Source organism: Oleiphilus sp. HI0079, from assembly GCF_001635105.1.
This window is the reverse complement of record NZ_LWFT01001028.1, coordinates 1-13,465: the sequence shown is the minus strand read 5'-3', so window position 1 is coordinate 13,465 and position 13,465 is coordinate 1. Positions and strand designations below refer to the sequence as shown.

Genomic DNA, 13,465 nt, shown 5'->3' with positions numbered 1-13,465 from the left:
GAGTAAAACAGGATGTCTAATATCGCCACAAATCTCGAAGCAAAAGAATTGAATACAAACAATGCGCTGTCAATGAGTGTTGCAAAGATTGATCAGATCTTTAAACAACAGCAAGAAAAAGCCATCAGTTTACGGCTGAGCACCTTAGAACAAAGACGAGAAATATTAAAGAGATTCTTAATGGTTGTTGAACGCCATCAACCGGATATTATCGAAGCAGGTAAAAAAGATTTTAACAAGCCTGAGTCAGAAACCTTAGTGGCAGAAATATTTCCTGTAGTACACGAGATTAAACATACGCTTAAACATTTGAAAAAGTGGATGAAGGCTAAGCCTGTACCCGCGACAAAAGCGACTCTGGGAACTAAGTCTAAAATTGTTTATGAACCAAAGGGCGTCAGCCTAATTATTTCCCCTTGGAACTATCCATTTAATTTAACTCTTGGGCCACTGGTGTCTTCTATCGCTGCGGGGAATACCGCAATGATCAAGTCGAGTGAGTTGACACCCAATATGTCTCGAGTCATCGCAAAGATCGTGAAAGAAGCTTTCGACGAAGATCATGCCACGGTGTTTGAAGGTGAGGTTGATGTATCTTTGGCTTTATTGGAGAAGCCATTTGATCACATTTTCTTTACCGGAAGTCCGCAGGTTGGGAAGTCGGTTATGGCGGCTGCGGCAAAAAACTTGAGCTCTGTCACCTTAGAGCTCGGGGGTAAAAGTCCGGTTGTTGTAGATAAGAGCGCCAACCTGAAAAAGTCAGCGGGCAAGATTACTTGGGGTAAATTTGTTAATAATGGGCAGACCTGTGTTGCACCGGACTATCTGTTTGTTCACGAGGACGTTGCGGAAGAATTCGTTGACCATATGAAAGCGACGCTCGTTACGTTTTATGGTGATAATGTTAAGGATAATGAAGATTACGGGCGTATCGTGAATGAACGTCATACGCAGCGTATTAAAGGTCTAATAGAGGATGCTGTTCAACACGGCGGAAAAATTATTTGCGGTGGTGACGTTAATATATGTGACTGTTTTATAGCGCCAACCCTGATAAGTGGCAAGCTCGCGGATGAAGGCTTTATTAATTGCACTTTGATGCAAGAAGAGATTTTCGGCCCAGTCTTACCGATTATTACATATCGAGATTTAGACGAGGTTGTTAACCATATCAATAGAAACCATAAACCACTGGCGTTGTATATTTATTCTGAAACTAATGATGTTAGCGAAAATATATTATGCCGAACATCATCGGGGGGGGCTTGCGTGAATACTAATATGGTTCACCTACTACAAAGTAACTTACCCTTCGGCGGAGTTAACAATAGTGGACTTGGTAGTTCACATGGCGAATTTGGTTTTAAGGCATTTTCTCATGAGCGTTCGGTGCTAGAGGATAAGTTAACGGCTACAGCACTTATGTACCCGCCGTATACAGGAACAGGGAAGAGGTTGCTAAATATGATGATTAAACATTTATCTTAAATATCTAGCTCAGACTTCTTATGTTGCAGGCTCAAGAGGGTGCAGCTTTCTGGTTTTCGGTAATGATACTTATGACTGATAGTTGGTTTGGCTGGGTTCTGGATGAATTCCCTTTTCCAAAATATATGTGCAACCTATATATAAATCGTTCGTTCTATAGATAGGTTCGAATAATTATTGGTGTAGACCCAGTAGAAAACAACGTGAGATATCGATGGCAAGGTCAAAATTTGCAAATAACGAAGAAGCACTGAACGCTATCTTTAATGAATCAATCCCACTTTTTGCGAAACAGGGCTTTAGTGGGGCATCCATCCGACATGTAGCAACAGCCGTCGGTGTCAGCATCGCAACGATCTACCATCATTTTCCGGACAAGAAAGCTCTGTACTTGGCGACCATTGAAGCTTCCTTTAAAGATAAAGCTTTGGCCTTGGAAGATGCACTTCAACCGACAGGAGCGAAGGAACAGCAATTGAGATGTTTCATTGCCAGTTTTACCGAAATCATGGCTAATGATGAGAATTTCAGGCTTCTGCTTCAACGGGAACTTATCGACGGTGATGCGGAACGACTATCTACCTTGGCTGCTGATGTCTTCGTTAACCAATTTGAAAACGTACTGAAACTAGCAGAACGAATCTCGCCGAAAAGTGATCCTCACATGGCAGCTATATCGATGATTTCACTTGTTTTCTACCATTTGGAGGCGGCTCCTATTAGAGCCTTCCTACCTGGTGGAAAACCAGAGCACAATGATCCCACCGTCATTGCAGACCACGTTTGCAGTTTGTTGATCAATGGAGTTTTCCGAGGCTAATGCGATTGATTTTTAAAACCTGTAGTATGCTAATATTCGTATCTTTCTTGGTAGCTTGTACTGAGTCGAATTCGTCCAATAAACCTAGCGTAAGCTTTAATAATCCAATTGAGCTTGCAGTGCATTCGGTGCTTCAACAGTTGGTTCCTCGTTTCTATTCATCTACGGGATACACGAGTGTGTCTCGGAGTATTGAAATATCCACTTCACAGTCCGCTACCATTGATGAGCTAACGGTCAAGGAAGGAGACCTGGTTGCGCAGGGAGATCTGTTGGTTGCACTTGATGAAACAGAGTTGCTGACTTCGATTAAACGTGCAGAAAGTGCGATTGAATCTGCGAAAATCCGTCTGAAAGATCTAGCACATGACCTGGATAACGCCCGTCAATTGCGAGAAAAGCGCGTCATTACGGTTGAGCAACTTCGAAAGGCAAAGGTTCAACACAATCTCGCTGAGACGCAGTTGCAGCAGGCACAAAGTGAACTTGAACGGCAACTTGCAAGAAAGCCCTATCACCGTATTCATAGCCCCATTAACGCTCGAGTAATAAAACGATGGGTTAACCAGGGTGACCTAGCAGTGATTGGCAAACCGCTTCTACAGTTGGAAGCCATTCGAGGTTTGGAGTTCGAAACGTCACTACCTGCGGAATGGGCTAATTCCTTGCGTATTGGTGATAGCTACTTGATCAAAGTTCATAACCGCGAAGACCCTGTTCAGGCTCAGATTTCACATATCGTCAATAGTGTTGATCGCACCACTCAGACTATACAAGTCAAGCTAGCGTTGGCGGATTCAGAACGTATCGAGGCAGGTCTGTCCGGCCAGATAGATTTTGTGATAGCTACTGAGAGCCAATTGCTTGTCGAATCCTCTGCTTTGGTCAAGCGTGCTGGGGTTTTTGGTGTCTTTCGACTGGTACAAAACAAAGCCATTTTTACACCAGTGAATTTTGAACGTCAGTGGCAGAAATATAGGGTTGTCTTGTCTGGTTTAGATCCTTCGGATATTGTCATCACTTATCCGCCTTCAACCTTGAAAGATGGTGGAGCTGTTGTCGTTGCAAACTCTTCAGATACCAAGTATTCGAAGGCTGAGATATGAACGATAAGATCTCTCAGAGTAGTTCCACAAATAGCCACAACGCCTTCAACATCGCGCATCATTTAGCGAAAATATTTGTCGAATCGAAACTAGTACTCGCATTGGTTCCTGCGGTTTTATTGTTTGGTTTAATAGGCTTGTTTGAAACACCACGCGAAGAGAATCCTCAAATTGTCGTGCCTGCAGCTGAGATCACGATACCAATGGACGGAATGTCTCCTTTGGAGGTTGAGCACTTACTGTTAACGCCGCTAGAAAATCACCTGAACACTATGCAAGGCGTGAAGCATACCTATGGTGTCGCGGGTGAAGGCTTCGCCAAAATTCAGGTTGAATTCAAAGTAGGTGAAGATAAAACCGAGTCCTTCGTTCGGCTCTATGATCAAATGGAGCGTTATAAAATTCAGTTGCCGCCTTTAGCTGGCGAGCCACACATCAGTCTCGTAGATGTAGACGATGTGCCCTTTATGGTCGTCACTTTGGCTTCTAATCAATATGATCGATATCAGCTTACAAATATGGCTGAACGAATGACAGAGCATTTACATAGTATCGATGGAGTAGGGCTCAGTCAGATTCATGGCGGTCAAGAGAATGATGTTCGAGTAGAAATAAATCCAACTCGCTTGCAGGCTTTAGGGTTAGGACTAAACCAGATACGAGCACATATTCAGGCGGCTAACATTGACCATTCACTTGGCTTCAAAGTCATCGATAAAGACAACCAGCATATGCGTGTCAGTTACAAGTTAGAAAATCTGGAAGAGCTTAGAAAGTTGGTTGTATTTCGAGATACGGAAAAAGTAGTGCACCTTCAAGACATCGCGCATATAACGACTGAGCCCGATCATAAAAATTTAAGCCTCTCGCGTTTTAACTTTGGTCCAGCTGATCATCGTTTTGAAGAGTACAAAGGGCAAGAGATGGCAGCAGTCCATATTGGTATAGCAAAGCAAGGCGGCGTTAATTCCGTCCCTCTGGCCGAAGACATTTTGGAACGTATTGCATCAATGCAGTCGCAATGGATTCCCAAATCAGTAGAAGTTGTTACAACAAGAAATGACGGCCAGAACGCGAATGATTCTGTTAACACACTCATAGAGCATTTATTTATCGCGATTGCGGTTGTCAGTCTTGTGTTATGGGTCTTTTTGGGATGGCGCGCGGCAGCCATCGTATTTATTGCGATACCGATTGTTTTTGCGATTGTGATTGGTGTGGATTTTCTGGCTGGGCCAACGCTGAATCGCATCACCTTATACGCCTTAATACTCGCTCTTGGTTTATTGGTCGATGATGCCATTGTCGTAATTGAGAATATTCATCGCCATAACCAACTGTTGCCGGTGGATAGTTCCAAAGAGACGTATTCAAGAGCGATTGTGAACGCAGCTACTGAAATAGGTAATCCGACAACTTTAGCAACCATCACCGTGGTTGCCGTGTTCCTCTCTTTACTCTTGGTCACAGGGATGCTGGGTGAGTATTTTTATCCCATTGCTTTCAATGTACCTGTGGCAATGATTGCGTCCTTGCTGGTTGCATACATTGTCACACCTTGGGCCGCACGTCGTTTTCTACCTGTCACTCACGAAGAGCATAAAGAAATCTGGTTGCAAACACTTTATCGCAAGCTCTTCAAACGGCTTTATCAGCATAGTATGTGGCGTAGATTGTTTTTTATTGGAGTGCTCATATGCCTATTCGCTTCGCTTCTTCAGCCAGCCTGGCAATTTGTTAGGCCCCAGGGTGTTGGTGGCGAGCTATCGTCTCTTGGTGTCAATCTGGCATTCCTTCCTAAGGATGATAAGAACACCTTCCTTATTACGTTCAAGTTGCCAGAAGACGCTCCACTTGAAGAAACTGATCGTTTGGTTCGAGATATTTCCAGAATAGTATTGGCACATGAAGAAGTGATGAATACACAGACCTTCGTCGGTGAACCTTCCGTGATTGATTTCAACGGTCAATTGAAAGGCAACGCCAGTAATATTGGCTCCCAGTTTGCCGAGGTGCGCATCAATTTGAGTCATAAGTGGACTCGTGATATCAGCTCAATAGAGATTGTTAAGCAGCTTAGAAAGGAGCTCGCAGGCACCATTGGTCAAAATCCGGAGGCTACGATTCAGTTCGTGGAGGATCCCCCGGGTCCGCCAGTCAGAGCGACTGTTCTTGCTGAAGTTTATGAGCAAGATAATCAGATGAGGGAAGCAGTAGTGCAAGATCTGGAAGCAGTGTTCAAGGATACCTGGGATATGGCGGAAGTTTGGACCAGCAACACAATACCTATCAACGAGTTTAATTTTAAAATTGACCAGCGTAGAGTGCTGCTGGCCGGGTTGGACGTGCAGCAAGTGGCATCAGCGCTGAGTTTTTTCATACAAGGCGATATCGTAAATCACTTGTACGAACATGAAGCACGAAATCCGATTCCTATACGCCTCGTTGTTCCTCATGATCAGCGTATCACACCAGAAATACTGGCTCAGACCTTTGTTAAAAATAATGAAGGGGCGTCAGTGCCTCTGTCTACCGTGATTGATATCGTTCGAACTGAAAAAGCCACGCCTATTTTTCATAAGGATAATGAGCGAGTTTCGTACGTGGGTGGAGAGTTGTCTGCTAGTGCACCTTTGTATGCTGTACTGGACATAGATCAACGAATTGAAGCTATGGCTTTTGGTAATGAGTCAGTGATTACGACTAGAAATCTGGGCTTTGTGCCAGATCCACCAACCACCTTAGAGGGTTCTATCGTCCACTGGGATGGTGAACTAAGGCTCACCCTGGATGCATTCCGAGATATGGTTATAGCCTTAGGTCTATCGATACTGGCAATTTATTTTCTGTTAGTGACCTACTATCAGTCCTTTGGCTTACCGCTATTGGTTATGGTCTCAATTCCCCTGGGGTTAATCGGAGTCTTCCCAGGTCATTGGTTGCTTAATCAAGATTTCTCGGCACCCTCTATGATCGGTGTGATTGCGCTTGCGGGAGTTGCTGTTCGTAACTCGCTGTTGATTGTCGATTTCATTCGCGAGCGTATTGCCGATGGGATGACGCCAGAGGAAGCGATTTCGGAAGCGGGTGCCTTGCGCATTATTCCTATTACCTTAACCACACTGGCAATTGTTTTTGGCACGCTAATCATCGTACCAGACCCGGTCATGGGTGGCTTAGCTATTTCTCTGATCTTTGGTTCAATCAGCTCTGCCATCCTAACCGTATTTGTTGTGCCACTTTTGTATTCACGCATAAGTAGTATCAACTTATTCAAAAATATGAGGGCAATATTTGCGAATTTTTTTTGCTGAGTAAATGTGAATTTAGGTTGATCATCTGGTCCGCAACCTCATCTTTAGCAATGAAACTCTTTTGGTTAGTGTTGGCCAGACTTTCCTGTCGAAGATATTTCGAATCAGTGAGTCCGAAAGCGCATATTCAAGCCTCCATCAAAGGTCCGCTTCCCGAACAAAGCCAATGGAAGCAGGTGCTATATCATATCGCTAAATCCAACCCAAATGTAGCAACATAGAAACAATTGTAGACGATCACTAAACGCATGTAGTAACATTTATACATAAGATTGTTTTGGAGGTGAGCTATGTCTACATTAACCAGTCGAGAGTTTAATCAAGATACAGGCCGAGCCAAGAAAGAGGCGCTGTCTGGACCTGTGTATATTACCGATCGAGGGAAACCGTCTCACGTACTCTTATCTTATGAAGAGTACAAAGCTATGACGGAGAAGAAGGCGACGATTGGTGAGCTGCTTTCTATGGATGGGGTAGAGGATATCGAATTTACTCCGGGCCAAGTCACCGACAAAGCTGCAGCAGCAGAGTTTTAGTATGTATTTATTAGACACTAATGTTGTCTCTGAACTCAGAAAAGTAAAAAGCGGTAAAGCTGATAGCAATGTAGAGGAATGGTCAGCCCAAGTTGAAGCTGAATTGCTTTATGTTTCATCAATCGTCATTCATGAAATAGAGCTCGGGATTCTACGGGCTGAAAGATCTGATGCTGCGAAAGGTAAGATTCTCCGGAAATGGATGAGCGACCACGTTTTGCCAACTTTTGAGGGACGTATATTACCAGTCGATCAGGAAGTCGTTTTGGTTAGCGCCAAGTATCATGTACCAGACCCAAAGCCATATAGAGATACGTTTATTGCTGCAACAGCCGCTGTTCAAGATATGACAATCGTAACGCGCAACGTATCAGATTTTAATCTGGACAACCTCAAAATATTCAACCCTTGGGAACAGAGTTAAACCTGGCGAGTATTTTTATGGCTGAATTATCACAAGAGGTATTACAGGAGTTTTCTGATCGAGTAGCAGAAATATGCGAGCAAATGGAGCTCGAGCCTGACCAAATGCTCGAAGCTATCGGCAGCACGTTCATTGGCGCTGTTATGAGCTTTGGAAAAACAAGCTATCAAGTAGAAATATCCGGAGTCGCAAGTGCCGCTGTGGAAACCATGTTTGGGGCATCCGACTAACTTAAGGTCTTGGAATAGGCTAAAGAAAGCCATGTAGATTGACTCGAATGCCTGATGATATATCCGATATTTGTGAATATCGGATATATTGAATATCAGAAAATCAAGGCTATGCTTAATCTAAAGCTCTTTGATAACGATTAAGAAATGAAGGACCCTAAGCGAAACCCGCCATCACCAATCATTGATAACCTAGAGTTTATTGGCAATCCATTTAAAGTCGCGCCGCAGAGCCCAAACTGGATAAGCTTTTCTGACGCTCAGCAAGATCTAGAGTTGTCATTGAAGTTTCTTTATAGCTATAACGGCAGTACAGCCACATTCAATAGCTATCGAAGAGAGCTCGAACGACTTTTACAATGGTCCTGGCAAATCGAAAAGACTTCAATTCTTGAGCTACAGCGTGAGCACATAGAAGAATTCATTAATTTCTGTATCAACCCACCTGAAGCTTGGATAGGTATAAAGAATGTCGCCAGGTTTAAAAAGTCGCCTGACGGGAGGATACCTAATAAAGACTGGCGCCCGTTTGTTGTTAACGTGTCAAAAGAAGAGTTCAAGCGAGGAAAAGAAGCAAATATTGGGGAATACTTTCCTTCTCAAGCTGCGATAAAAGCAACGTTTACAGCGATATCCTCATTTTATGACTATCTTCTGCAAGAGGGCGAAGTTTCATCTAATCCGGTCGCCTTAATACGACAAAAAAGTAAATTCATTAGCCGTGATCAACAAGCTCCAATTGTTCGCAGAATTAGTAATATTCAATGGGATTACGTCCTTGAAACGGCTGAGTTGCTAGCAGATCAAGATCCGGAAGAGCATGAACGCACACTGTTTATCATGAATGCGTTGTTTGCGATGTATCTCCGAATTTCAGAGCTAGTTGCCGATGAGCGCTCGACACCACTAATGTGCGACTTTGAGCGAGATCGAGACGGAAATTGGTGGTTTAAAGTTACAGGCAAAGGAAACAAAAACCGAAGAATTACAGTTTGCGATGACATGCTGAAATCTCTCAAGCGATATAGAGAGCATTTAAACCTAAGCCCGTTGCCTAGCATTAATGACAAGTCACCAATCTTGCCTAAATACAAGGGTTCTGGTGGCATTACTAGTACGCGTCATGTTCGCTTGATCGTTCAAAATTGTTTCGATGCTGCTCACAATAGAATGCTAAAAGATGGGCTCGAGCAGGATGCGGATGACCTTAGAATTGCTACAGTTCACTGGTTGAGACATACGGGAATTTCGGAAGACGTCAAACATCGTCCTCGCGAGCATGTACGAGATGACGCTGGTCACGCCAGCATGGCCACTACAGACAGATATATAGAGTCAGATCTACGTGAAAGACATGAATCCGGGCGCAATAAGCGAGTTAGAGAAATTTAATAATAGGTCCGGATAAAAAGATCTGTAATATTTCCTAGTAAAACAGATAGTTACAGCTCTAAATGTAAAATCTGCTCCCTATATTGTTGAGGAGCCTACCTTCATCTTTGTATATAGTTATGCGCATAATATATATTATGTTAAATACAATACTTGTCTGGTTAACAAGTCCTGGCATATGTTACTAGGACGACAATCGCTCTCGAAGCAACTAGATAATTATTAGCCCGGTAACAACTCGATTGGGTATCGAATTGTCTTTTTGTCTACCCCGGCTTTAGCGCCGAAATTTACAAGGCGTAAGCGGTTGCATATTTTCTTCTCTAAGGCCGGCTCGTTTAGCGTCGACTCGACAACGCTGCAGCTTGAAACAATCCCGGTCTCTTCTATTACAAGCTCTGGCGTTACTACGCCTTGCAAAGAAGGTTTCTTTCGCAGCGCACGATTGTAAATGCTATGTATTGAAGATTTATTTGCATCTATGGTTCGTCGGATATCTTCGGTAGAACGGTCAAGTGCTGTTCTTTGTGCGATGGTCTCTTCATGTTCAACAGCGTCAATCACCTCTTGTGCCTCGGCTACGGTTGTAACCGCACGAGTTTCAAGACTAATCTGCTTCGTCTCATTACTTAACGCCGCTTCCTGAACGCCCGCGCTCAGCGTTGTAGCTGAAGCATTTGCTGCAAGCTTGTCATTGACCTTTCGGGCAATTGGTTTGGCTGTCACGGTTTTTGGTGTATCGAGTTTCACGCTTTCAGCAAGAGTGCTTAGTTTTGAAAGCTGGCTACTCATGGCGAGTAATCCACTGTTTTGTGCTTTCTCTCGTGCCGCCTTAATCTCTTCAGGTTTGGCTTTGATCTTTGGTTTGGGTTTTTTCACGATTTTTGGCTCAGGCTTAGGTTTTGGTTTCTCTACAACCTTTGGCTCAGGCCGTTTTTCGGGCTCTACTTTTGTTTCCTTTTTCTTGATGATCTGTTTTGGTTTTTCTTTCTTCTTGACGAATTTAGCCAAGTTTGGAGGTAGCTTTTCTAATGCAGCTCTTTCAGGAGGCGGAAGGTCTTTCCAAGTAATGATGGCCGCCATCACGAAAAAAACAGGTAAAACAACCGCGCTAATACGCTTGATCCGCTGCTTTTCGCCCTGCTCTGGGCTCCAGGCCAAACTATTTCGATTAAACATCTACTTAGGCCTCCTGCTTTGTCTGACGGTTAACAGCGAGAGAAATACTCGCATAGCCCGCATCAACACAGGTGGTCATAATTTTCTTTAGCAACTCATATGGCAATTCTTTGTCGGCAATGATCGTAATCGGACGTCCGCTTTCAGCGACCGGAGCGTTTGAACGCGAAGCTTGATAGTCAAGCTCTGCTTTTAGCAATGGCTCTACTTCACCATTAAAAGATCGGATCTCATTGATTTTCACAATGGCACGCCCACTAATCAGTATATCGCTCTCGGTCACCGTCAAAGCTAGCGTCTCTTTTGGCATTTGCTCGGCACTGGAAACTGGAAGTTTGATCGCGTTATCTTGATTAATTACTTGAACATCAGAGGCCGAGTTAACCATCAAGAAGAACACAAGAATTGTAAAAATATCCATCAGTGAAACCAGGTTTAATTTACCTTGGTTTTTCCCTCTTCGCTGATGCCGTTTGATTCTTTTGGCTTTGGCGGACTCTTTCATGATTCCACCTTACTTGAGTTCGAGCTTGAGCTAGCAGATGCCTTCGCAACTTCGTCGTTGTTGGTGACAATCTCTGGTGCGTCAGCGATGGATATTTCTGGGAATAGTTCGCCATAAACAAGGTTTCCAGCGACCACGGTTGGGAACGCCCGCACGGAGTCCATTACGCTTACCAATGTTTGATATGACGTTTCTTTCTTAGCCATGATCGTAATGTCTTTCTTATCCGGAACCCTCGCTTTTAGCTCCTGCATGACCTTTCCCAGTAATGCAAAATCATATTCCTCTTTCAGGTTATCAATTTTTTTAATGATGCCACCTTTATTGTCCGACACAACGAGCTGGGATTCTAAGATGATGACCTGTAGCTGCAGCTCTTCCTGTTGTTCATTATCCAAGGCATTGGATTGCGGAAAATTCAAATCTAAGACAGCTGTGTGTGCGAAAATCATATTGATCAATAGAATCGGTACTAACACGATCATCAGGTTCATGAACGCGGTGATATCTAGATCAGCATCGTCGCGAGTCCGCTTATGTCTGCGCCTCATGGCAAATCCTCTAAAACTTAGTAATAGGCGTCGTCGTTAAGCGGCAGGCGCTGCGGCTGATTTTGGTTGGGGTGTTGCTGCGTGTTGTTGTGCTGCAGCGACAGGACGATCACTAATGACGTTCATCACCTTGATACCGGCCATTTCAAAGCTATCAACAATTTCATTGGTTTTTGCTTGAAGTACTGAATGAATAAGTAGCAGAGGAATCGCGGCCATTAAGCCGAACGCGGTTGTATTCATAGCAACGGAGATACTTTGTGAAAGCAACGACGCCTTTTGCGCAGGATCTGCTGATGCAACGGCAGTGAACGCCGCGATCAAGCCAATGATTGTACCCAATAGACCAAGCAACGTAGAGATGTTCGCTAACGTCGCTAGATATTGAGTGCGCTTTTCTAGTCGAGGCATCGTTTCGAGCAAGCCCTCTTCCATCGCGTACTCAATATCCTGTCGACCCTGTCGACGAGACAATCGCTGAAGTCCAGCACCAATCATCAAGCCCATTGGGCTTTTAGAGTTAGATGCGAATTTCAGCGCGCCGTTAAAGTCTTTTGAGCGGATCATTTTATAGAGCTGCTCAAAAACCTTTCGATTGCTGATTTTGGCGACGCTTAGGTAGGAGTAGCGTTCAATCGCAATAATCAAACCGACGACAAGTACGAGCGAGATGGGGTACATAAAAAAACCGCCATCTTGGAAGAAGCGGATAATGGTCTCGATCATTGGGTATTACTCCTAGCTAAAAGGTCAAATCTTTAGAATCGACCCCCTTCAAGGAGGTCGCACTGTACTATGTTAAAAATTGTAGAAAGACTTAAGACAAAATGTGGTTATATCCGGCAATCATTTGTTGCGATTTGTGTACATGGGGCGCTGGCCACATTTTTTTTGTGACGAATTTGGGGTATTTGCCTGGTGCTCAGCGCGGAGTCTGGGAAGTGTTAGGTGTTTCAAGGTGCGATTGAGAATGCTCGCTCGCTAAACCGGTCGCCTGCGAAACGAAACGCGCTGTCACTAAAGTGCTTTGTAAGATTCACGGCTGTCCATCGCTCGTTGAGTCTTGATTGGATTGTGCACCCAATCGAATTTCATCTGTCGCTTGCTTGAAGTGCTGATGGTATTTTATCAAGCGTTTGAACTCGGAGCGTTCCAGAGGTTGTAAAGCACGCGTTATAGCGAGACCAGCGGCTGGCGCATCCAAGGCGACGACTTCTGGGGCTTGCCAAGGAACCAAGTAAAGAATTGTTGGAGACTCTTGATTGCCCCTTATTCTCGTACCTTCGATAACGATGACATCATCTTCTGCTTGCGCAGCGCTAATATTCAACAGAACGGAACAAAAAAGCGTGCTCATGATGGCCCTTATAGGGTGGAGTTTGAAGTATGCGCGCATCACGGCTCCCCTATTCTGCGTTTTATATCAAAGATCCAATCTTTTAGTTTTGGATCCGGTACGGTTTCAAGTGCTTGTGCACGTTCATAAAGTTCCAGGGCCTCTTGGAGCCTGCCTCGATAAAGATCGAGGAGAATGGCAAGATTTCGTATCGCTGGGATGTAATCAGGGTTCACAGAGAGTGCTTGGCGGTAATACGACTCAGCGCCATCGAAATCCCCCTTCTCTCTAGCAATCAAACCAGCTAGCATCAGCGCCTGAGGCTCCTTGGGATCGATCTGCAGCGCCTCCAAGATGTACGCGCCGGCTTGATCATACTGTTCTGCTTGCAGGGCAATATGCGACAGGTTAATGCGCGCTGCTGTATTGTTTGGAAAGCGTTCTAAGAACGCTTCATAGCCCTGTTTCGCGTCGTCAATATCGCCATTTTTATGGATTTGAACGATAGCCGCGAACGCTTGTTGCGTTTTTACCTTCTCCGCCTCAATGTCTTGAACTTCAGCAACATCCGCTTCTTCCAAGAT

Annotated in this window: 14 protein-coding genes; 8 read left to right on the top strand and 6 right to left on the bottom strand. The window is 44.3% G+C overall.

The annotated features are described in order from the left end of the window. Positions 1 to 12: 12 nt before the first annotated feature. The 8 genes from A3750_RS18545 to A3750_RS18510 all read left to right on the top strand — a co-directional run bounded on the left by A3750_RS18545 (position 13) and on the right by A3750_RS18510 (position 9,310). Positions 13 to 1,488, top strand: a complete 1,476-nt coding sequence (locus A3750_RS18545) for an aldehyde dehydrogenase family protein (protein ID WP_068450862.1) — start codon at positions 13 to 15, stop codon at positions 1,486 to 1,488. Positions 1,489 to 1,702: 214 nt separating this feature from the next. Beyond that, positions 1,703 to 2,308: a TetR/AcrR family transcriptional regulator gene (locus A3750_RS18540; RefSeq protein WP_068450866.1), complete on the top strand. Its 606-nt coding sequence runs from the start codon at positions 1,703 to 1,705 to the stop codon at positions 2,306 to 2,308. Positions 2,309 to 2,427: 119 nt separating this feature from the next. Then, complete coding sequence (locus A3750_RS18535) at positions 2,428 to 3,414, top strand: efflux RND transporter periplasmic adaptor subunit (RefSeq protein WP_231871878.1); 987 nt, start codon at positions 2,428 to 2,430, stop codon at positions 3,412 to 3,414. Continuing rightward, positions 3,411 to 6,728: an efflux RND transporter permease subunit gene (locus A3750_RS18530; RefSeq protein WP_068450873.1), complete on the top strand. Its 3,318-nt coding sequence runs from the start codon at positions 3,411 to 3,413 to the stop codon at positions 6,726 to 6,728. The genes A3750_RS18535 and A3750_RS18530 overlap by 4 nt, the downstream gene beginning before the upstream one ends. A gap of 290 nt (positions 6,729 to 7,018) precedes the next feature. After that, positions 7,019 to 7,264, top strand: coding sequence for a type II toxin-antitoxin system Phd/YefM family antitoxin (locus A3750_RS18525; protein WP_068450878.1), 246 nt, complete (start codon positions 7,019 to 7,021; stop codon positions 7,262 to 7,264). A 1-nt stretch (position 7,265) separates the two neighbouring features. Next, the gene (locus A3750_RS18520) at positions 7,266 to 7,688 is read left to right on the top strand and encodes a type II toxin-antitoxin system VapC family toxin (RefSeq protein ID WP_068450882.1); all 423 of its coding nucleotides are present in this window, start codon (positions 7,266 to 7,268) and stop codon (positions 7,686 to 7,688) included. Between the two features lie 17 nt (positions 7,689 to 7,705). Further along, positions 7,706 to 7,918 carry a hypothetical protein gene (locus A3750_RS18515; protein ID WP_068450885.1) on the top strand — a complete coding sequence of 71 codons (213 nt, stop codon included), beginning with the start codon at positions 7,706 to 7,708 and terminating at the stop codon, positions 7,916 to 7,918. A 147-nt stretch (positions 7,919 to 8,065) separates the two neighbouring features. Further along, a complete protein-coding gene (locus A3750_RS18510; RefSeq protein WP_068465882.1) occupies positions 8,066 to 9,310 on the top strand; it encodes a site-specific integrase in 1,245 nt (414 codons plus the stop codon). A gap of 222 nt (positions 9,311 to 9,532) precedes the next feature. Here A3750_RS18510 and A3750_RS18505 read toward each other — a convergent pair whose 3' ends face one another. The 6 genes from A3750_RS18505 to A3750_RS18480 all read right to left on the bottom strand — a co-directional run. Next, positions 9,533 to 10,489: an AgmX/PglI C-terminal domain-containing protein gene (locus A3750_RS18505; RefSeq protein ID WP_068548594.1), complete on the bottom strand. Its 957-nt coding sequence runs from the start codon at positions 10,487 to 10,489 to the stop codon at positions 9,533 to 9,535. A 4-nt stretch (positions 10,490 to 10,493) separates the two neighbouring features. Beyond that, positions 10,494 to 10,994 (bottom strand): biopolymer transporter ExbD, encoded by a 501-nt coding sequence (locus A3750_RS18500; RefSeq protein WP_068458749.1) that lies wholly within the window; start codon positions 10,992 to 10,994, stop codon positions 10,494 to 10,496. Then, positions 10,991 to 11,545: a biopolymer transporter ExbD gene (locus A3750_RS18495; protein ID WP_068458750.1), complete on the bottom strand. Its 555-nt coding sequence runs from the start codon at positions 11,543 to 11,545 to the stop codon at positions 10,991 to 10,993. Before A3750_RS18495 ends, A3750_RS18500 begins: the two co-directional genes overlap by 4 nt. A gap of 36 nt (positions 11,546 to 11,581) precedes the next feature. Next, positions 11,582 to 12,271: a MotA/TolQ/ExbB proton channel family protein gene (locus tag A3750_RS18490; RefSeq protein WP_068521909.1), complete on the bottom strand. Its 690-nt coding sequence runs from the start codon at positions 12,269 to 12,271 to the stop codon at positions 11,582 to 11,584. A gap of 310 nt (positions 12,272 to 12,581) precedes the next feature. Further along, entirely contained in the window at positions 12,582 to 12,902 is a 321-nt protein-coding gene (locus A3750_RS18485; protein WP_068458752.1) for a hypothetical protein, read from the bottom strand. A gap of 38 nt (positions 12,903 to 12,940) precedes the next feature. Beyond that, the coding region (locus A3750_RS18480; RefSeq protein ID WP_156498727.1) for a tetratricopeptide repeat protein at positions 12,941 to 13,465 on the bottom strand (525 nt) is incomplete at its 5' end.